Origin of the sequence: Streptomyces sp. NPDC048696 (assembly GCF_043198895.1) — a bacterium.
GTDB lineage: Bacteria > Actinomycetota > Actinomycetes > Streptomycetales > Streptomycetaceae > Streptomyces.
This window is the reverse complement of the sequence record NZ_JBICVJ010000008.1, coordinates 275,973-294,927: the sequence shown is the minus strand read 5'-3', so window position 1 is coordinate 294,927 and position 18,955 is coordinate 275,973. Positions and strand designations below refer to the sequence as shown.

Annotated in this window: 21 protein-coding genes; 11 read left to right on the top strand and 10 right to left on the bottom strand. The window is 69.8% G+C overall.

Translation table 11 applies throughout. From position 1 onward, the window contains the following. Window positions 1–152 precede the first annotated feature (152 nt). A complete protein-coding gene (locus tag ACGFRG_RS19380; RefSeq protein ID WP_393265402.1) occupies window positions 153–1,136 on the bottom strand; it encodes a GlxA family transcriptional regulator in 984 nt (327 codons plus the stop codon). Between the two features lie 188 nt (window positions 1,137–1,324). On the opposite strand from ACGFRG_RS19380, the gene ACGFRG_RS19375 reads away from it, so the two are divergent. Beyond that, window positions 1,325–2,323: an NADP-dependent oxidoreductase gene (locus ACGFRG_RS19375; protein ID WP_393265400.1), complete on the top strand. Its 999-nt coding sequence runs from the start codon at window positions 1,325–1,327 to the stop codon at window positions 2,321–2,323. A 64-nt stretch (window positions 2,324–2,387) separates the two neighbouring features. Here ACGFRG_RS19375 and ACGFRG_RS19370 read toward each other — a convergent pair whose 3' ends face one another. Further along, the gene (locus tag ACGFRG_RS19370; RefSeq protein ID WP_393265398.1) at window positions 2,388–2,840 is read right to left on the bottom strand and encodes an Lrp/AsnC family transcriptional regulator; all 453 of its coding nucleotides are present in this window, start codon (window positions 2,838–2,840) and stop codon (window positions 2,388–2,390) included. Window positions 2,841–2,950: 110 nt separating this feature from the next. Here ACGFRG_RS19370 and ACGFRG_RS19365 point away from each other — a divergent pair, with 110 nt between their 5' ends. Beyond that, entirely contained in the window at window positions 2,951–3,568 is a 618-nt protein-coding gene (locus tag ACGFRG_RS19365; protein ID WP_393265395.1) for a LysE family translocator, read from the top strand. A 28-nt stretch (window positions 3,569–3,596) separates the two neighbouring features. On the opposite strand, the gene ACGFRG_RS19360 is transcribed toward ACGFRG_RS19365, so the two are convergent. Beyond that, window positions 3,597–4,748 (bottom strand): hypothetical protein, encoded by a 1,152-nt coding sequence (locus ACGFRG_RS19360; RefSeq protein ID WP_393265392.1) that lies wholly within the window; start codon window positions 4,746–4,748, stop codon window positions 3,597–3,599. Between the two features lie 281 nt (window positions 4,749–5,029). Here ACGFRG_RS19360 and ACGFRG_RS19355 point away from each other — a divergent pair, with 281 nt between their 5' ends. The 3 genes from ACGFRG_RS19355 to ACGFRG_RS19345 all read left to right on the top strand — a co-directional run bounded on the left by ACGFRG_RS19355 (window position 5,030) and on the right by ACGFRG_RS19345 (window position 7,957). Continuing rightward, entirely contained in the window at window positions 5,030–5,638 is a 609-nt protein-coding gene (locus tag ACGFRG_RS19355; RefSeq protein ID WP_393265389.1) for a hypothetical protein, read from the top strand. 145 nt (window positions 5,639–5,783) lie between these two features. Continuing rightward, the gene (locus ACGFRG_RS19350; protein WP_393265386.1) at window positions 5,784–6,605 is read left to right on the top strand and encodes an alpha/beta fold hydrolase; all 822 of its coding nucleotides are present in this window, start codon (window positions 5,784–5,786) and stop codon (window positions 6,603–6,605) included. 11 nt (window positions 6,606–6,616) lie between these two features. Beyond that, on the top strand, window positions 6,617–7,957 hold the full coding sequence (locus ACGFRG_RS19345; protein ID WP_393265383.1) for a hypothetical protein: 1,341 nt from the start codon (window positions 6,617–6,619) through the stop codon (window positions 7,955–7,957). On the opposite strand, the gene ACGFRG_RS19340 is transcribed toward ACGFRG_RS19345, so the two are convergent. Genes ACGFRG_RS19340 through ACGFRG_RS19330 form a run of 3 tightly spaced genes read right to left on the bottom strand, consistent with a single transcriptional unit; the run spans window position 7,870 to window position 9,293 of the window. Beyond that, a complete protein-coding gene (locus ACGFRG_RS19340) occupies window positions 7,870–8,439 on the bottom strand; it encodes a GNAT family N-acetyltransferase (protein WP_393265380.1) in 570 nt (189 codons plus the stop codon). The two genes, ACGFRG_RS19345 and ACGFRG_RS19340, sit on opposite strands and share 88 nt — an antisense overlap. A 23-nt stretch (window positions 8,440–8,462) precedes the next feature. Continuing rightward, window positions 8,463–8,864, bottom strand: coding sequence for a nuclear transport factor 2 family protein (locus ACGFRG_RS19335; RefSeq protein WP_361425802.1), 402 nt, complete (start codon window positions 8,862–8,864; stop codon window positions 8,463–8,465). A gap of 30 nt (window positions 8,865–8,894) precedes the next feature. Next, window positions 8,895–9,293, bottom strand: a complete 399-nt coding sequence (locus ACGFRG_RS19330; RefSeq protein WP_393265377.1) for a hypothetical protein — start codon at window positions 9,291–9,293, stop codon at window positions 8,895–8,897. A 405-nt stretch (window positions 9,294–9,698) separates the two neighbouring features. Here ACGFRG_RS19330 and ACGFRG_RS19325 point away from each other — a divergent pair, with 405 nt between their 5' ends. After that, entirely contained in the window at window positions 9,699–10,391 is a 693-nt protein-coding gene (locus tag ACGFRG_RS19325) for a hypothetical protein (protein ID WP_393265374.1), read from the top strand. Between the two features lie 84 nt (window positions 10,392–10,475). Here ACGFRG_RS19325 and ACGFRG_RS19320 read toward each other — a convergent pair whose 3' ends face one another. From ACGFRG_RS19320 to ACGFRG_RS19310, 3 genes are all read right to left on the bottom strand, one after another. After that, entirely contained in the window at window positions 10,476–11,312 is an 837-nt protein-coding gene (locus tag ACGFRG_RS19320; RefSeq protein WP_361425811.1) for a polyphosphate polymerase domain-containing protein, read from the bottom strand. Then, the gene (locus ACGFRG_RS19315) at window positions 11,309–11,944 is read right to left on the bottom strand and encodes a DUF4956 domain-containing protein (protein ID WP_393265371.1); all 636 of its coding nucleotides are present in this window, start codon (window positions 11,942–11,944) and stop codon (window positions 11,309–11,311) included. The genes ACGFRG_RS19320 and ACGFRG_RS19315 overlap by 4 nt, the downstream gene beginning before the upstream one ends. A 311-nt stretch (window positions 11,945–12,255) precedes the next feature. Then, window positions 12,256–12,990 (bottom strand): hypothetical protein, encoded by a 735-nt coding sequence (locus tag ACGFRG_RS19310; protein WP_361425817.1) that lies wholly within the window; start codon window positions 12,988–12,990, stop codon window positions 12,256–12,258. 207 nt (window positions 12,991–13,197) lie between these two features. Here ACGFRG_RS19310 and ACGFRG_RS19305 point away from each other — a divergent pair, with 207 nt between their 5' ends. The 3 genes from ACGFRG_RS19305 (at window position 13,198) to infA (ending at window position 14,583) form a co-directional block, all read left to right on the top strand. Beyond that, entirely contained in the window at window positions 13,198–13,386 is a 189-nt protein-coding gene (locus tag ACGFRG_RS19305; RefSeq protein ID WP_393265368.1) for a hypothetical protein, read from the top strand. A 181-nt stretch (window positions 13,387–13,567) separates the two neighbouring features. Continuing rightward, window positions 13,568–14,362 carry a GNAT family N-acetyltransferase gene (locus ACGFRG_RS19300; RefSeq protein WP_393265365.1) on the top strand — a complete coding sequence of 265 codons (795 nt, stop codon included), beginning with the start codon at window positions 13,568–13,570 and terminating at the stop codon, window positions 14,360–14,362. After that, complete coding sequence (gene infA / locus ACGFRG_RS19295; protein WP_361425823.1) at window positions 14,359–14,583, top strand: translation initiation factor IF-1; 225 nt, start codon at window positions 14,359–14,361, stop codon at window positions 14,581–14,583. The genes ACGFRG_RS19300 and infA overlap by 4 nt, the downstream gene beginning before the upstream one ends. A 130-nt stretch (window positions 14,584–14,713) precedes the next feature. Here the strand turns inward: infA and ACGFRG_RS19290 are convergent, their stop codons facing one another. Beyond that, window positions 14,714–15,046: an RICIN domain-containing protein gene (locus ACGFRG_RS19290; protein ID WP_393265361.1), complete on the bottom strand. Its 333-nt coding sequence runs from the start codon at window positions 15,044–15,046 to the stop codon at window positions 14,714–14,716. A 513-nt stretch (window positions 15,047–15,559) separates the two neighbouring features. Here ACGFRG_RS19290 and ACGFRG_RS19285 point away from each other — a divergent pair. Further along, window positions 15,560–17,422 (top strand): M1 family aminopeptidase, encoded by a 1,863-nt coding sequence (locus ACGFRG_RS19285; protein ID WP_393265358.1) that lies wholly within the window; start codon window positions 15,560–15,562, stop codon window positions 17,420–17,422. A 331-nt stretch (window positions 17,423–17,753) separates the two neighbouring features. Then, window positions 17,754–18,944 (top strand): isochorismate synthase MenF, encoded by a 1,191-nt coding sequence (locus ACGFRG_RS19280; RefSeq protein ID WP_393265355.1) that lies wholly within the window; start codon window positions 17,754–17,756, stop codon window positions 18,942–18,944. The last annotated feature ends 11 nt before the right edge of the window (window positions 18,945–18,955 follow it).

Below are 18,955 nucleotides of genomic sequence, written 5' to 3'. Positions count from 1 at the left end.
CGGTGGCGGATACGGGCGCACGCTTGGCGCACGGAACCGGCGCACACGACCGATGCCGAGTGGCCGAAAGCAGCGACCACGGCTTGCCTCGGGCACGTGCCAGTCAGGCTGATTGCGTACGTATGTGACGGGCGCCCTCGCTCAGTTGTGCGTCACGAGGAGGCGGGCGCGGGGACTGTCGTGGGGCGGAAGGTGCGACGGTACGCCTGGGGGCTGACGCCGATGGCGGCCTGGAGATGCTGGCGCAGGGAGACGCCGCTACCGAAGCCGCAGCGGTGCGCGACGAGGTCGACGGGCCAGTCGGTGGTCTCCAGGTGGTGGCGTGCCAGGTCGACGCGTTGGCGGATGAGCCACTGGCCGGGAGTGGTGCCGGTTTCCTCACGGAAGCGCCGGGAGAAGGTGCGCACGCTCATGTGGGCGTGCTCGGCCAGGTCGGCGAGGGTCAGGGGGTCGGCGAGGCGTGCCAGGGCCCACGCCTGGGTGGGGGCGGTGCCGGATGCCGTGGCGTCGGGGACGGGGCGCTGGATGTACTGGGCCTGACCGCCGTCGCGCCAGGGCGGTACGACACAGGAGCGGGCCACGTCGTTGGCGACCTGGCTGCCGTGGTCGCGGCGGACGAGGTGCAGACACAGATCGATGCCCGCGGCCACCCCGGCCGAGGTGAGGATGTCACCGTCGTCGACGAACAGGACGTCGGGGTCGATGCGAGTGGTGGTGAACATCCGCTGCAGCCGGTCGGCCTCGCGCCAGTGCGTGGTGGCCGGACGGTGGTCGAGGAGCCCCGCCGCGGCCAGTACGTACGTGGCCGTGCAGATGCCGACGATACGGGTGCCGGGGCGGACGGCGTCCAGGGCGCTGCGCAGCGCCGCGGGCAGCCGGCCCTCCTCGCGGATCGGTCCGAGGTCGTGGGACGGCGGGATGACGACGGTGTCGACCGTGGCCAGCAGGGAGGCGTCCCGGGAGACGGTGAGCCCGTAGTCGGCCTCGGCACGGACCGGACCGCCGTCCACGCTGCACGTGGTCACGGCGTAGAGCGGATTGCCCGCGCTGTCGCGGGCGGCGCCGAAGATCCGGGCGGGGATGCCGAGTTCGAAGGGGACGACGCCGTCCAGCGCCAGAACGCCAACGTGATGCATGGCCAGATCTTTTCATCATGTGGCCAGAGCGCCACCGCCGAGGGGGTGCGCGCTCGGGCAGTGTGAGGACGTGCCGCGAGACGGATCCGGCACCTCCGACAAGGACAGCACGAACAACACGTCCAGCACGCCCAGCACGGACTATGCGAACAACACGAGCAGCACTGCAGAAGCGAGGCCACATCATCATGTCCCAGGTCACCACCTCCGCCGCCTCTCCCGCCGCCACGACCTCCGGCGCCACCATGCGCGCCGTGTCCCAGGAGACCGGCGGAGGCCCGGAGGTCCTCAAGGTCGTCGAGACGCGGCGCCCCGCGCCGGGGAGGGGCGAGATCCTGGTCCGGGTGCACGCCGCCGGGTTGAATCCGGCCGACTGGAAGACCCGCTCGCGTGGCGAGTTCGCTGTGGGGACGAAGCCGCCGTTCACACTGGGCTGGGACGTCTCCGGCGTGGTCGAGACGGTCGGCGACGGTGTGACGGTCTTCCGGCCGGGTGACGAGGTGTACGGGATGCCGCGCTTCCCGCACCCGGCCGGCGCGCACGCCGAGTATGTCGCAGCGCCCGCCCGCCACTTCGCCGTACGGCCCAAGGGGCTCAGCCACGTCGAGTCGGGCGCGTTGCCGCTGGCCGCGCTCACCGCGTGGCAGGCCCTGGTCGACACGGCCGACGTCCGGCCGGGTCAGCGCGTACTGATCCACGCCGCGGCGGGCGGGGTCGGCCATCTGGCCGTCCAGATCGCCAAGGCCCGCGGCGCCCACGTCATCGGCACCGCGAGCGCCGCCAAGCACGACCTGCTGCGCTCGCTGGGCGCGGATGAACTCGTCGACTACCGCACCCAGGACTTCGCCGAGACGGTCCGCGATGTCGACGTCGTCCTGGACAGCCTCGGCGGCCCGAACTGGGCCCGTTCCCTGCGCACTCTGCGTCCGGGCGGCACCCTGATCTCGATCCTGCCGCTGGACGCGACGTTCCCCACGGCCGAGGCCGAAGCGGCGGGAGTGCGCGCGGTGTTCATGCTCGTCGAGCCCGACCGGCAAGGCCTCCAGGAGATAGCGAAGCTGGTCGAGGAGGGCCGCCTGAAGGTGATCGCCGACGCGGTCTTCCCCCTGACCGAGGCCGCCGAAGCCCACCGCCTGGGCGAGACGGGTCGCACGACGGGGAAGATCGTCCTCTCGGTCACGCCGTGATCGGATCCCCTGCACCCAGCGGGGACGCGACTGCCCGGCCACTGGGTCGTCGAACCATGCGGCACTATTCGGGCAACGGCCGATCGTCCACGACATGCTTCATCACGAGCGTCGACGTCAGGCGCTGGACCCCGGGCAGCCGGGCCAGCCGCTGGTCGTAGAGCTGCTGGAACGCGGACAGGTCGGCGGTCGCGACACGCAGCAGGTAGTCGGGTTCACCGAACAGGCGCTGGGCCTGGAGTACGTGCGGGACCGCCGCCACGGCCTCCTCGAACGCGGTGACCGTGTCGCGGTCCTCCCAGCGCAGGGTGGCGAAGACGAGGGCTTCGAAGTCGAGGCCGACGGCCGCCGGGTCCACCATCGCGCGGTAGCCGCGGATCGCGCCCGCGCGCTCCAGATCGCGCAGCCGCCGGTGGCAGGGCGAGACGCTCAGCTGCACGCGGGCGGCCAGTTCGGTGACCGTGAGACGGCCGTCCAGCTGTAGCTCGGTAAGAATCTTCCGGTCCAGGGCGTCCATGGAGAAGATTATCCTCCAGATCGCGCGATCATGAAGTAAAGACGGAAACACTTTCCGGCGGATCCGACCTAGCCTTCCTCACGAAACGAAGCACGTGAGGAAGATCGATCATGAACACGACCACGCTGGCGGCCTTCCTGGCAGTGGACATCCTGCTGGTGTTCACCCCGGGCGCGGACTGGGCCTATGCCATCGCGGCGGGTCTGCGGGACCGCTCGGTCGTGCCGGCGGTCGCCGGGCTGATAGCCGGATACGCGGGGTACACGCTGCTCGCCGTCGCGGGCCTGGTGGTGCTGGTGGCGAGCTCGCCGACCCTGCTCACCGCACTGACCGTCGCCGGGGCGGGCTATCTGGTGTGGCTCGGGTGGGGCGTACTGCGGCAGCCGGCCGCCCTGACCGCGTCCGAGGAGACGATGAGCTCCTCCCGCCTGCGGATCATGCTCAAGGGGGCCGGGACCAGCGGCCTGAACCCCAAGGCGGTGCTGCTGTTCTTCTCCCTCTTCCCGCAGTTCATCGACCCCGCGTCCCACTGGCCGGTCGCCGCGCAGACCGGCCTGCTCGGCACGCTCCACATGGCCACCTGCGCCGTCGTCTACCTCGGCGTCGGCGTCCTGGCCCGCACCGTCCTGAAGACCCGCCCTTCGGCGGCCCGGGCGGTCACCCGCGCCTCCGGCGCCATGATGATCCTGATCGGCGCTTTCCTGCTGGCGGAACGCCTCGCCCGGTAGCCGGGGCACCACGGCACCGCGACGCGACTTACTTGTTCGGGTCCCGGAACCGGCCGAACGCCTTCGTCAGGGCGCCCAGCGGTGAGCCGTCCGGCTTGGCCGAGCCCGGCGTGCGCGGCCGGGGCACGCCGTCTCCGCCGGTCGCCTCGGCGAGTGCGGCCTGCGCCGCCTCGGCGGCCTCGCGGTAGAGGTCACGGGAGTTCGTCATGGCGTCGAGCGCCTCGGCGTACCTGGTGACCATGGACTGGGCGTGGACCAGCTCCTCGTCCGGGGTGAGCAGGTGCCAGCCCTGGCGCAGCCGGGTCAGCGCCCGTTCGGCGTCGGCCGACAGCACCTGCGGCAGCGCGGCGAACTCCACGATGGCGTCGACGAGTTCGGTCGGCTGCGAGCCGTCGAGGAAGACACTGCGCACCGTGAAACGCTCGGCGTCGTAATCCGGGCCCTGCGGCACCGTGGGCAGGACGACGGCGCCGCCGCGCGGCATCCGTACGCTCAGCTCCCGCTTCATCGCGAAGTCGGCGATCTGCGCCTGCTCCGGCGTGCCCCGGTGCTCGACGACCCGGTGGCGCAGGCTGGGCGGCAGGAACGCCGAGATCGGCTGCTGCCCCTTCACGTTCGGTGTCATCGCCTCGTGCACCACGACGTGGATGCACCAGCTCTGCCGGGTGCAGTCGCGCAGCCGGTGGCGCAGCTCGTCGTCGTCCTTCGGCAGGTGGTTCGTCGTCCGCAGCCGCAGGCCCGGGACCGTGTCGTGGTCCCAGGCGATCCGGTCGCTGTCGGGCCAGAGCATGGTGGCGGGCGAGGGCCACTGCACGTCCCAGGGCCGCTCGGCCTCGGCGGCGAGGACCCAGGTGACGCCCTCACCTTCCTTGCGGCGGCTTTCCGGGTCGTACGTGGTCAGCTGCGCGCGCACCGTGACGTCGTCGGCCACGCGCCAGCGGGCCTCGAAGACGCGGCGGGCAAAGGGGCCGGGGTCGGCGGACTCGTCGCGCGGGTGCAGGACGGTGGAACGGGCCGCCTCGACGGGGTCGAGGTCCAGGAAGTCGTCGAGCACCCCGGCCGCCTGGAGGGCGATCAGGTTGCGCCGCACGTCCTGCTCGGGCTCGGGCCCGAAGTGGCGCCCGCGCCCCAGCCACACGGTGTCGGGGACGGTGGTCGAGGAAGTCGTCTTCTTGGCCATGGAATCGTTCTCTGGGTGATCGGGGCATGACCAGTATGGTCCTTACACCTGTCGCTGGGAGCCCCCACCCACCGCCAATCTGCGCCCGCGATGGCGGAATCACGCCAACTGCCCTCGGAACCCTACCTTCCTCGTTCCCTCGGGCAGCACGAGGTGCACGACCGCCCGTACGTGTCGGTCAACGCGAGGGGCAGCGGTTGGATCCGGCCACGGTGACGCGTGCGAGACTTCCGGTCACATGACGAGGGGGCGGGGCGATGGGTGGCGGGAAGAAGCGGGCGGTGGCGGCGAGACCCGGGCTCGGGCCGCGCGCGATGGCCGTGGCGTGGGCCGTGATCATCGTCGTGGCCGTGGTCAGCACGCTCGTACCGGCGATGCTCGACTTCGGCCTGGGCGTCGTGTTCGGCTTCATCGTGCTCATCACGCTGTACGCGTGGATCCTGCGGCGGGTCGTCTTCGGCAGCAGGGCCGTACCCCGCTGGGCCAGGGCGACGTACTGGGTCGGCGGTGCGCTGTTGGTCGTCGGCGCGGTGCACGCGCCGGACGCGTTCCTGGCCCTCACCGGTGAGCAGGGCACGGCCGCGGTCGCGTACGCCTCCACGGAGACCGGCGCGCACGGCACGAAGTACAAGCAGTGCTGGGTCGATCTCCCCGACGGCAACAATGAGCGACTGCCCAGGACCGGCGCCTGCCCCGCTCCTCGCGGGGCACACCTCACGGTCGTCTACTCACCCGGCGGCGTCGTCGGGCCCATCATCGGGAGCAAGGGCGACCTGATGTGGTGGTGGGCGGCGGGCTTCCAGCTCACGGGCATCGGGCTGCTCACCACGACGGCGGTACTGACCGTCCGCGACCCGGTCCTCGAACGCCGTCCGCGCCGGACGCGCTGACCGGGCGAACAACCCCGACCAGCGCGTCACGCACCAGCAGAGGCAGCGCTTCGCCGCGCGCCGATACGCCCTTCCGCGCGCCCTTCACCGTCCGTAACCTGACCATGGCGTACGGTGCCACGTCGGCTTCGTCCCATGGAGTGTGATGGAACCATCGAAGAGCGGCATGCTCACGGTCCCGGGCGCGGGTATCCACTACGAGGTGCGCGGCGAGGGGCCGTTGCTGTTGCTCATCGCCAGTGGTGATTCCGACGCGGCCGTGTTCGAGCGGATGGCCGCCGTCCTGGCGGTGGAGTACCGGGTCGTCACGTACGACCCACGGGGCAATTCCCGCAGTCCGCTCGACGGCCCGCCGGCGGATCAACGGGTCGAGGAGCACGCCGAGGACGCGTGCCGTCTGCTCGACCATCTGGCCGGGCCGGACGAACCGGCCCGTGTCTTCGGAAGCTGCTCGGGCGGGGTGGTGGCGCTCGAACTCGCCATCCGTCGGCAGGAGCGTGTGCGGCTGGTCGTCGTCCATGAGCCTCCGTCGTTCGGGCTGCTTCCGGACGCCGCCGCGACACTCAGGGACATCGACGACGTGCACGAGACGTTCCGCCGGGAAGGGGCGGCCCCGGCGCTGCGCAGGTTCGAGGCGTTCTTCGGCGGTGTTCCCGCGCCGGAGTTGCCCGAGGCGCACGACAACACGGTCTTCTTCCTGGCCCATGTGATCCGGCCCTTCTCCCACTTCGTACCCGACCTCGCGGCACTCGCGTCCATCGCGGACCGCGTCGTCGTGGCGGGCGGCCGCGCATCGCGTACGTATCTGGTCCACCGCCCCGCAGCCGTACTCGCGCAGCGGCTCGGCCGGGAACTCGCCCTGTTCCCCGGCGGGCACATCGGCTACGCGAAACACCCGGTCGAGTTCGCCCGTCAACTCGCCGAGCTGTTCTCCCAGGCCAACGGGTTCCCACCACACCACCCATAGGGGGCGTCGGCATGCGGATCGTGATGGGGGCCCAGAACTGCGGATTCGGCCCGGCGGCCGAACTGGTGGCGGTCTCCCGCCTGTTGCACGACCACGAGCGGGTGTTCGTCGGTGACGGCGTCGCGGCCGCCTTCGCCAGGCGCAACCCGGACGCGTTCGACGACATCCGCGAGACCGACGGCGTACGGGAGAAGTCCGGATCCGCGGCGATCGACGAACTACTGCACGGCAGCGATCAGGCCGTCTCCGTCATGGACGCCGACCTGGTCCTCCGGGCGGTGGTGGCACGGCGGCCGGTGGTCATGGTGGACAGCCTGTTCGGCTTCTGGCAGTTGACGCTGCCGCCGACCAGGATCCGCGAGCTGTGCGCAACCATGCCCCGTACGTCGTACGCGGCCGCCGACGACCACCTCGCCGGGCTCTCGCCGCACGAACGCATCGTCGCGGCACACCTGCTCGCCACGCACAGCGTCGTGCAGAACTTTCCGGGGGTCGCCCGGCGCGCGGCCGAGTTCATCGCTCTCGGCGGCGGTCCCGTCGTCCATCTGACAGGCTCGATCATCGACACCGAGGGGCTGCGGAGCACCGCTCGCGGCGCCGAACCCGTACACGACATGCTGATCAATGTCGGTGGGTTCAAGAACTTCCTCCTGGACTTCGACGTCAACAACGCCTATGTACGGCTGTTGCTGCGCTGGATCCCGGATCTCCTGCGGGACTGGCCCCGGTTCCGCTCCGTTCTGGTCTGCGGAGGGCCGTTCGGCGGAGAGCGGCAGCGGACCGTTACGGTCGCCGGACGGCAGGCCGCCTGTCGATTCCTCCAGCAGCGCGAGCTGTTGCAGGTGGCGGCGAGCGCGCCCCACTATCTGCTCGCCCCTGGGCTCACCGCGCTCCATGAGTCGCTGGCCCTCGATCAACTGCCCATGGCCATCCACGAACAGCACGCCGCCCACGTCTACACCATGCGCGAGCTCGACGACACGGAGTTCGGCCGGGGCGCGGCGCGGTTCGGGGATGTCCTGCCGCAGCACCCGGTGCCCGGAGGACGACTTCGCCGGGACCGCGGCCCTGGTGGAAATCGCCGCCCGGGTCCGGGCGGACGACCAGCTCTACGCGCTGTTCCGGCGGACGTTCAACGAACGTATCGAGCACTACATCTCGCTCACACCGCTCCAGCGCCGGGAGGGAGTCGACGAGTTACGGAAGCTGCTCGACGGCGAGCCGGTCCAGTCGGTGCTGGGCAGGATCTTCGGCGGCAGCTCGGTCACCCGGCCGTGACGCGCAGCACGTGCAAGTGCCCATCGAGCGGGTACGAGGGCGGCGCGGACGGCAGGATCCTGTCGAACTCGTAGCCGCACTTCTCCGCGACGCGGCAGGATGCCGGGTTGTCCAACTGATGGAGGAGTTCGATCCTTTCCAGGCCGTCGGCCCGGAAGGTGTCGAGCGACCAGGTGGTGAGAGCCTCCAGGGCCCGAGGAGCCACGCCCTGTCCGCGAGCCCATGGCAACGTCCAGTAGCCGACCTCGGCGGAGGGCTTGCCGGATGCCACTTCCCTGAGCACCACGTTGCCCACGATGCGCCGCGGTGTGTCGTCACGGGGCACGTCGAGGACGGCGAAGCCGAACCGGTCGCCCGCTTCCCATCCCCGCTCCTGCATCCGCAGCCATCGCAGACCGTCGGCCTCGTCGTCGATCCGAGCGCTCGCCCCACGGCGCACGCCGGGATCCTGGAAGGCCTCGACCACCGCGGCAACGTCCTGCGTGGACCAGGGCCGAAGGACGAGCGCCGGAGCGGTCGGCGTCGCGGGAGCGTTGAGTATGACGGGGGCGTTCATTCGCCTGCGGAACACCTCTGTCGTCAGGACTGGTCGTCGTACCAGGAGAACGCCGCGATACGCCAGCCCTCCGGGGTGCGTACGAACTGGAGGGTCTTGGACCCGCCGCCGTCGTACGGCTCGCCTTCCAGAGTCCCGGACTTGCGGTACGTGCCGAACCGCGAGGCGATGTCACCCGCGATGTCGGTCCGCTCGGAAGTCTCCCACTCGCTGAACTCGACCAGCCGACCGTCGGAGAGCAACTGCTCGCGAGGCGCGATGAACTCCTCCACCGTGTACGCCGTGAACTTGGGGCCCGTATTGACGATCACGCCGGTCGGAAGCATCAGCCGACGGATGCGGGCCACGTCGGCGGGCTTCCCGTCCCGGTTGTCAAAGGCGCCGTAGAACTCGGCGGTTATCGCGTCGATCTGGTCCTTGTCCATGGCGCGACCGTAACACGCACCTCCCTGCCCTCACCCGCGACTATTCGCCCCCGCCCCCCGGCGGGCGGCGCGGGTGATGCGGCCCAGCGGCGACAGGACGCGGCGCGCCATCGCATACCCGAACCCGAACGCGATCACCGTCAGTCCCGCGAGCGCGAGCAGCGACCGGTGAAGCAGGTCACCCAGGGCGTCTCGGCGCTCTTGCGCCAGGCACGCGTCGAGTACGGAATTGGTATCGGAGGCGGGCGAGACTTGGGCATCGAGTCCCGGACAACTGCCACTGACCGAGATCTGGCTGCCGGGAAGCACCCGGAACGGAAGATCGCCGCTGCCGTCGTGCAGGGCCCGGGCGGCCAGGAAATAGACGACCGACAGCAGCAGGATCCCGCAGAGCAGGAACATACCGCCATAGAGGAGGATCAGACGCACTCGGGCCGTGGGCTGTCGCCACAACCGTCGCCGAACCTCGCCGTCCGCCCTCGCACTCTCCTGAACCGAGTGAACCGGGGCGGTGCTCACCGCGCTCCCGCGCCCTCTGTCCTCGACGTTCCGGTTCGACCGCTGTCCGCCACGGGGAATCGCCCTTCTCGCTCTGGAGCTGACCGAACAATCCGACCACTCATACTGGCTCAGGATCAGTAGGAAGTCGGTAAGCCGACCCTCCACGCGCAACAGCCGAAACACCCCGAATGCCCGGCGCACGCAGTGAGCTGGAACTGCTGCCGCTCGTTCACACCACTCCGTGGGAACCCCGCCGCCCGATCCGCCATCAACGTGGTTGACATCGTTGCGTACGCAGCTACGCACACCGAACCGAGGCAGAGGCGCGCACAAGTGCACGATACGGACAACGGCGGCCCCAACCGTCGGGCGGTGCTGGTCGGTCTCGCCCTCGCGGCGCCCGTGGTGGCGGCGGGATGCAGCAGCGGGACGAAGGATCCGAAGCCTTCCGCCTCGGACCCCGCCACCACCGGCACCGGCCGCGTCGACGACACCACCGTCCTGATCATCCGCCATGGCGAGAAGCCGGCCGGTGGCGACGCCGGGTTCGATGAATCGGGCAAGGAGGACAAGAAGTCGCTGACGAAGCGCGGCTGGCAGCGGGCGCACGCCCTGCCGGGGTTGTTCATCCCGACCCCCGGCCGCCCCGCTCCCCTGCTCCCCCGCCCCGCGACGATCTTCGCCGCCGCCGACCGGGGCCCCCACGCGGGCGCGCACCGGATGCGGCAGACGGTGACGCCGCTCGCCGAGGCGCTGCGCATCCGGGTCGACACGAGCATCGCCGAGCACGAGGAGAAGCAGCTGGCCGCCGCCGCACTGGCGGCGAAGGCGCCGGTGCTGATCTGCTGGGAGCACTCCCGTATCCCGCACATCGTGGACGCACTCGGCGCCAGTGGGGTCGCCAACGTGCCCAAGGTATGGCCGGACCGGTTCGATCTGGTCTGGGAGTTCACCCGCAAGGGCGGCGCCTGGAGCTTCCGCGCCCTGCCGCAGAACCTGCTCGGCGGCGACGCCCGGACCGCCTGAACGGCCGGGCGCCTGCGTCGTGGCCGAGGCTGAGGCCGGCGGGAACGGCCCGGGCAATTCGGCCCGTGCCACCCCCCGTCCGACTCAAGCGCGTACCGCGCCCACTCCCCCGCCCCCGAACGCCTGCCGTGCCGCCCGGCGCCAGCGGTTGGCGGGCAGGTCGGGGTGGAGGGCGGCGAGGGCGCCGCAGTACTTGGTGAAGACGGCGGGGCGCAGGGCATGCGCGTGGAGCAGCCGGTCCGCCTCGGTCAGGTGGTCCGCCGACTTCGTCTCGACCAGTACGAGATCGCTCCCGCACTGCACAGCCCGGTCATTCCGCAGATCGACGCAGGTCAGGGCCGCGTCGCAGGTGATGCGTTCCCCGTCGGCCACGAAGGTGGCGCGCAGGTAGTCGGTGCTCAGCGAGGGGGCGAGGGCGGTGGGCGCGGCGATCGCGTACGCCCGGTCCAGGGTGTCGGCCAGGAAGGCCAGCGGAGCGGCGTCGAGCGGGGTGTCGGCGCCGGTGAGCGGGCGGCGGTGTTTGACCGTGTCGCCACGGCACCCCTTGAGCTTTATCTCGAACTGCCGCTCACCGGTGTCCTCGTAGACCCGTTCACGGATCTTGAAACGCAGGCGGCGACCCTGCCGGTGGTCGTGGAAGGACCGCAGCCCGGGGGTGTCGTAGTAGACCGAGTGGTACCGGAAGGCGCGGCGGCCGTCGATGTCCAGCGCCCGAAAGGGCCGATCGCGGCCTTCCGCCCGGGTGAGTCGGGCGATCACCCGAAGGAAGACGTCGGCGGGGACGAGATAACTGCGGTCGAAGCGCGCGAGCAGCGAGGACCGTTCGTTGACCTCGGCGAGCGAGATGGGATCGGCGTCGTGCGCCGCCGAGGTGATCGCCCGTAAGGCCGCGGGCGCGGTGGCGAGGTCCGTGGTCGTCACGCGGTCCCCCCGGCGGCGGGCACCGTCCGGCGTACGACGTCGGCGGGCGTCAACTGCCGTGCCGATGCGCCGGGTTCGGGCTCGCGATAGCGGACGTCGATGACCATCAGATCACGTACGAAGTCGATCTCGGCGACCGTCCACTGGTACGGCTCGCCCAGACGTCGCGCCAGGTCGGCGCGGAGCTCGGCGGGGTCGGTGTGCACGGTGTCGAGCGTGATGAGCGCGCGGCGGGCACGGGGCAGCAGCCGGGGGTGGTCCGCGAGGTAGACGACGAGGAGCAGGACACCGCTGAGCGCGGCGGCGTAGCCGAACGCGAGGTGGGGCAGCCCGCAGACGAGACCCAGTACGAGGGTCGTGAAGTAGTAGGCCACTTCCTGGTGCTGAACGGCGTCGGAGCGGAGCCTGATGATCGACAGCACTCCGAAGAGCCCGAATCCGAGCGCCGCGCCGCCCCGGCCGCCGACTTCGGCGAGGGCCGCGACCACCGTGAACAGGGCGGCGTTCAGGGAGAGATACGCCGGTACGAGATCTCGTCGCCGGTGTCGCGGGAAGTAGACCGCGAAGGTCAGCAGGCAGATGGCGGTGAGGTCGAGCCCCAGATGGGCGACGAGGTGGGGAAGAGAATCCATGGCTCCGCTCTCCGTGCGCTACACGATGGGATCCGAACGTTGAACAAACGCACAGTGAATATTCGCGTAGGGGCGAGCGAACTCTGTAGATGGCAATCGGGAGTTGGCCGAGAAATGTTCCGGATGGGGATGGTTTGTTAAGGGTTCGTCAAGGTGGAAAGGGGTGAGGCGGGGGCGCAGCGGCGGGCAGATCTTGACGGCGCCCTGGCGGGCCGGGAACACGCCCCTGACCAGGGGGTGGCGACGGCGGGATGGCGTGATCGGAGCGGATCACGCGGCCGCGCAGGACACCCTGTCCCCCGCCCGCACGGTCACTTCAGGATGTTGACCGCCCGGGCGACCACCAGGAGCACGGTCACCAGCGAGACCGAGGACTGCAGCATCATCAGCATCTTGGCCCAGCGCGACAGCGGCATCACGTCGGTCGGGCTGAAGGCGGTGGAGTTGGTGAACGAGAGGTAGAGGTAGTCGAGGAAGGCCGGCTCCCAGTCCGGCGCCGCGACCTCCGGGCTCTGCATCTGCACGAAGAGGAAGTCGGGGAACTGCTGGTGCCCCTGGGCCCGCGCCATCGGTCCGCCGCGGTCCCACTCCCAGTACCACAGCGCGAACACGATGACGTTCGTCAGCCAGATGCTGCCGCCGGTCAGAAGCAGCGGCACCGCGTCCGTTCCCTCGGTGCCGTTCACCAGGCCCTTCACCAGCCGGACCGCGGACCAGCCGTTGGCCAGGCTGATCACGCAGATCAGGGCCAGGCCGAGCCAGCGCAGCCACCGGGTCCGCGGCTCGACCCGCCGGGGGTTCGCGGCGATCAGACCGGCCAGCAGCACCGCTTCGAGGACCGGCAGCGTCCAGAAGGGCTGGAGGGTGAGCCGGTGCGGCAGTATCAGCTGGAGGGCGATCGTCACCAGGATGACGGCGGTCACCGCCCAGCGCGGTTCACCACGTGTCGCCCGGCGCCATGCGGGTGCCACACCGCGCTCGCCGTCCTCCAGCAGCCGCTCGATCCTCGCCAGGCGGCTCTCGGGGTCGTCCATATGCTCGGTCATGGCGACGATTGTCCCCGGTCACCCGGTGAATCCCGTGCTCATCCCCCACCAGGGTGGCTTCGCCCCGCAGGATTCCGGAGCGAACGCACGCACCGTAGGAGTGAATTCGCCCTTTGGGCACCGAATTGTCGCCCCATCTGGCTGGTCTCGGCTTACGCCGCACCGGTCTGAACGGTTGCGCCGCACCACCTCGGACCCGGAGGACTCATGGCCCATCGGATCAGCACCCTGCTCATCCTGCCCGCCGCCGCCCTGCTCGCCGTCACGACAGGGGCGTCGACGGCGTCAGCCCAGGGAGTCGCCCACGGTGACCGGGGAACCCCGTGGAACACCCCGGACTTCACCCCGTCCGCCCACTCGGTACGGTTCGACTGCAACAGCCCGGGGGTCTGTTAATGGTTTGAGCGAGGCGGCGCCCCGCTGCTACCTTCGTGGTGGATCGTGAAATCGTCGTATGGAGGTGAGCCCCGTGAACACAGTTACCCGTGGGTGCTCCCTCAATCCGTCACGGTCCGGCGGCTGACGTTCGGTGTCGCCAGGAGCGCCTGAGATCTAGGCACTCCTGAAGGAGACTCCGATGAACACAGAACCTTGCACATCCGGCCTGGGCGAGAACGCGGTGATGATCACGCGCGTCGCGGACAGGCAATGGCACGCACTCGATGACGACCTGGTGGTCGGCCGCGGGCATGCGCAGCACCGGCCCGACGGACGCCTGTTCGTCAGCATCGACGCCTGGCACGACGCCGCCTTCGACCGGCTCGCCGAGGCGATGCTGGCGGAACTGCCGGCGCCGCTGTACACGGTGGTCGACGAAGCCGACGTCGAGCTGACGGCCGGCTGGCGGCGGGCCGGTTTCACGGTCCGCCGCCGCGAGTGGGAGTACGCCGTCCCCACCGACCCGCGGGTCACCGGGCTCGAAGCGGTCCTGCCGCCGTCAGGCGTGACGATCGTGCCCGCCGGTCAGGCGGACGAGAGTCTGCTGCGGGCCGTGGACCGCGCGATCCGTGACGAAGTCGAGGCAAGCGTCGGGTGGCAGTCGATGCCCGCGGAGGTCATTGCCCGTCCCGAAGGCGACACCATCGTCGACCCGTCGAAGTACGCGGTGGCCTCGGCGCCGGACCGCTATCTGGGTCTGATCCGGGTGGTGACGGTGAACCGGCGGCCGCGCATCGGGCTGATCGCGGTCCGGGCCGGCGAGCAGCGCCACGGCATCGCGCGGGCGCTGCTGGCCCACGCGCTGGGGACACTGCACCACTCCGGGTTCGCCACGGCCTGGACCGAAGTCCAGGAGTCCAACCACGCGGCCTCAGCGCTGTTCGAGGGCATCGGCGCCCGGCCGATGAGCAGCAACCTGGAGCTGGTGCGATGACGAAGAACAAGAACGTCATCGAAGTCGAGGGCAAGGTCGTCGAGTGCCTGCGCAGCGCCATGTTCACCGTGGAGCTCAAGAACGGCCACCAGGTGCTCGCGCACATCAGCGGGAAGATCCGCAAGAACTACATCAAGATCATGCTGGAGGACCGCGTACTGGTGGAGCTCCCGCCGTACGACCTGACGCGCGGCCGGATCGTGTTCCGGTACCGGAACTAGCGACGGTCGGCGCATTGCGCGATAGCTGACCCGGGGCCCCGGTCACAAAGTTTCCGTGACCGGGGCTTTTTGTGCGGCTCCTCCACCACTCAGATGGCGAGGCGGCCGGATTTCACCGCCGGTCCGGATTTCACCGCCAGTAGTGATCCGCCCAAGTTCCGCACGGCCACTGAATTGCCTTCGCGCCGTTGTTGTGGCTGCCGCCTTCAACGGCCAGGCACTCGCCGCTGTTGTAATTGACGACGTGGTACGTGCCGCCGCCGGTGTCGTCGAACCGCCAGAAGTGATCGTTCCACGTACCGCACGGCCACTGGATCAGCCCTGTTCCCTGGGCCTTGCTGCCGCCGGGCACGGCCAGGCACTGGCCCGAGCCGTTGTTGACGATGTGGATGTACGTCGCCGCCGCGATGCGGTCGAGCTTCGGGTCGGGCGCCGCCCGCACCGCGTCCTTCGCGGTCGCCACACCCACTCGGTCATGCGCCGGTGCGGCGGCGGACGCGGTGCCCGCCGTCGGCCCGGCGAAGAACAGGGCGCCGACCGCGGCCAGCGCCAGGGCAACCCGTCTCCAGGTCGCGATCTCCTGCGCATCCGCAACAGCTATCCATTGATTCCGGAATCACCTTTTCAACCAAGCCTCATTCGAGGACGACGAACCGGCACGGAAGGGCGGCCGACGGCCCCCGGGAGGCTCGCGGTCCGCACCGGTTCACGCTCGGCGAAGCCGGGACCACGTGTCCGAAGCGCGTTCACTTTTACCTGACAGTGATGGCATGTTCCGGTCAATTCTGCCAGGCTTCCCGCAGCTGTTCCCCGTTGTTCCCCGTTGTTCCCCGACCCAGGGGGACCCGGCAGAAATCTCACCCCGGCCATCGCGCGAGCGACGCGCCGGACAGCCCCCGGCCACCCGTCGGCTCACCCAGCCGACCGGGCGGCCACCGAGCAGGCCGGAATCCCGGCCGCCGTAAAGGAGTTACGTGTGAGACCGACCCCCCACAAGGCCTTCGCCACGAGCGCGCTCGCTGCCGTCGCCGCGTTGGCCGCCACCTTCCTCCCCGCCGCCCCGGCGGCCGCCGCGCCGCACGCCGCCCCGAAAGCCGCCGCCTGCACACCGGCCCAGGTAGTCGCCAACGGCGGCTTCGAAAGCGGTACTTCGCCCTGGAGCCAGTCGTCCAGCAGCGTGATCACCAGCCGCGCCGGTGAGAGCGCCCACGGCGGCACCAGCTTCGCCTGGTTGGACGGCACCGGCGGTACCCATACGGACACGCTCTCCCAGAGTGTGACGATCCCCTCGGGATGCAGCACCGCCACACTCACCTTCTGGCTGCACATCGACACCGACGAGACGACGTCGTCCACCGCGTACGACAAGCTGACGGCGAAGATCGGCAGCACCACGCTGGCGACGTACTCGAACCTCGACAAGAACACCGGCTACGTCCAGAAGTCGATCGACGTGTCGGCGTTCGCGGGCCAGACCGTGAACCTGTCCTTCACCGGGACCGAGGACTACAGCCTTCAGACGAGTTTCGTCCTCGACGACATCGCGCTCAACACCTCCGGTGACACCACCCCGCCCGGGGACTCCACCCGTACACCGGCCGCACCCGCGTACACCGTCAGTCTGAGCAGCAACACCGACGGCACCGTCTGGACCGGGCACGAGAGCGCGACCTTCACCAACGCCTCGTCCACCGCGCTCAGCGAGGTGTATCTGCGGCTGTGGGACAACTACCACGGCACCTGCTCCGCCATGCCGATCGCGGTCAGCAACCTCACCGGTGGCACCGCGGGCTCCCTCTCGGTCGGCTGCACGGCGCTCCAGATCGCCCTGCCGTCGCCGCTGGCACAGGGGCAGTCCGCGACGATCGGCTTCGACCTGGGCATCACCGTGCCCGACGGCGCCGACCGCTTCGGCCACGACGGGGCCTTCAGCTTCGTCGGCAACGCCCTGCCCGTGCTGGCGGTCAAGGACGGGGCCGGCTGGCACCTGGACCCGTACACCAACAACGGTGAGTCGTTCTACTCGCTGGCCGCGGACTTCAACGTGACCCTCGACCACCCGGACAGCCTGCTGATACCGGCCACCGGCACCTCGACCGACACCCCCGGCTCCAGCGGACGCACGGTCACCACCGCCACCGCCTCCAAGGTCCGTGACTTCGCCTGGGCGGCGGGCCCGTTCAACAAGATCTCCGGCACGTCGGCCGCCGGGGTCGCGGTCAACGTCTACTCCGTCTCGGGCATCAGCTCCTCCGACGCCCAGTCGATGCTCAGCACCGCCAAGACCGCCGTCGACGCCCACGCGGCCAGGTTCGGGGCCTACCCGTACGGCGAGTTGGACGCGGTGATCGACAACAACTACTGGTTCGGCGGCATGGAATACCCCGGATTCGTCCTCGACCTGGTCAGCACCACCGCGCTCACCCATGAGATCGGCCACCAGTGGTGGTACGGCATCGTCGGCGACGACGAGTACAACAGCCCCTGGCTGGACGAGGCGTTCACCGACTACGCCACCGACCTGGCGCTCAACAAGACCGGTACCAACTGCTGGAACAGCGTCTCGTGGGCGTCGTCGGCCGAGAAGATCACCAACTCGATGGCCTACTGGGACGCCAACTCCTCCCGCTACTCCACCGTCGTCTACGGCTACGGCAAGTGCGCCCTGCACGACCTGCGGCGCGTCCTCGGCGACAGCGTCATGGCCAAACTCCTCAAGGACTACGCCAGTTCGCACTGGTACGGCGTCTCGACCACGGCCGAGTTCAAGGCGGCCGCCCAGGCCGCCACGACCACGGACCTGACCTCGTTCTGGACCCAGCACCGCATCGACGGCTGAGTCGACACCGGTTCCGCCGGTTCACCTCGTTCACGGCGTGGAACTGCCCGGCCGCAGATGATGCGGCCGGGCAGTTCGGACCCCGTAGGGCCGACGCGCTCATCCCCAGTAGGTGTAGACCCGCGGTAGGGCCGTTGTGGAACAGTTTTCTAGAACGATTTTCTAGTGGAATCGCGCCGCACACGCCCCCGACCACCAGCCGAAACGCCATGTGAGCAGGCACTTCAGGGGCCCCACCACTCCACTGTCGGCACAGGATGTGGCGCGATATCACCCTTGACGCCTTCGATGCGCCGCAGTCACGCTCGTTGGCGGGTGTTCGCTGTGGCTGATGGATCTCACTGACCGGCGAGAACGGCCACATCGCACGTTCGGCTCACCTACGGGGGTTGTTGTGTCGAGCTTATCCGACGCTGCCCGGGCAGCGATCCGATTCACCGACGGACAGCGCATCTTGTTCTCCGCACCGGACCTCTCCCTGCTCGGCGTCGAGCCCATTGCCGAGCATTCCGTCCGGCCGGGAGACGGTATTTCCGAACTCCTGCGGGACGGTGACGGAATCGGTTTCGTCGCCTTTCCGTTCCGACGCGGCGAGCCCGTCCGGATCGCGGTTCCCGAACGCACGCTGCGGCTGGACCGAGGCTGCGACCACCGCGCTCTGCTCGCTTCTCTGGGGCCTCCACCACAGGTCGAAGGGGCGCCGCGTTCCTATGCGTTACGGCCGATCGAGGAGCCCGACGAATGGTGCGGGAGCGTCGCGGACGTGGCCGGCGCGGTGCGACGGGGCGAGCTGCACAAAGCGGTGCTCGCCCGGCGCGTCCAGGTGACGAGTGACGCGGTCATCCAGCCCCCGCAGGTCCTCGGCCGACTGGCGCAGTCCTTCCCCGGCGCCTATCTCTTCTCCGCGTTCGGCCTGGTCGGAGCCAGCCCCGAGCTGCTGCTCGCCAAGCGGGGACGGCACCTGGAGTCGAAGGCCCTGGCCGGGACCGCCCGCCGGGGCGGTGACGAGAGTGCCGACCGCGAGCTCGCGCGATGGCTCACCCAGTCCGCCAAGAACCAGCGGGAGCACCGCATTCTGCGCGACATGGTGCTCGACACACTCGCACCGTACGCGGTGAGTGTGCGGGTGAGTGAGGAACCGGAGATCCTCAAACTCACCAATGTGCAGCACCTCATGACCCGGCTGACCGTGGAACTGAAAGCGGATCACCCGCCTTTCCTGGAATTGGCGAACTCCCTCCATCCGACACCCGCCGTCTGCGGCTGGCCGCGCGAGGCCGCGTACGCGGTGATCGACCGGGTCGAGGACTGGGACCGCGGCCTTTACGGTGGCGCTCTCGGCTGGGTGGACGCACAGGACAACGGTTGTCTGTGTGTGACGATTCGCTGCGCCGAACTCAACGGAATGAACGCGACCGTCTTCGCGGGCAGCGGAATTGTGGCCGATTCGGATCCCGACGAGGAGCTGGCGGAGACCCGCGCGAAACTCGGCGCCCTGCTGCCCGCTCTCATCGCGCCCTGACCGGAGGACCG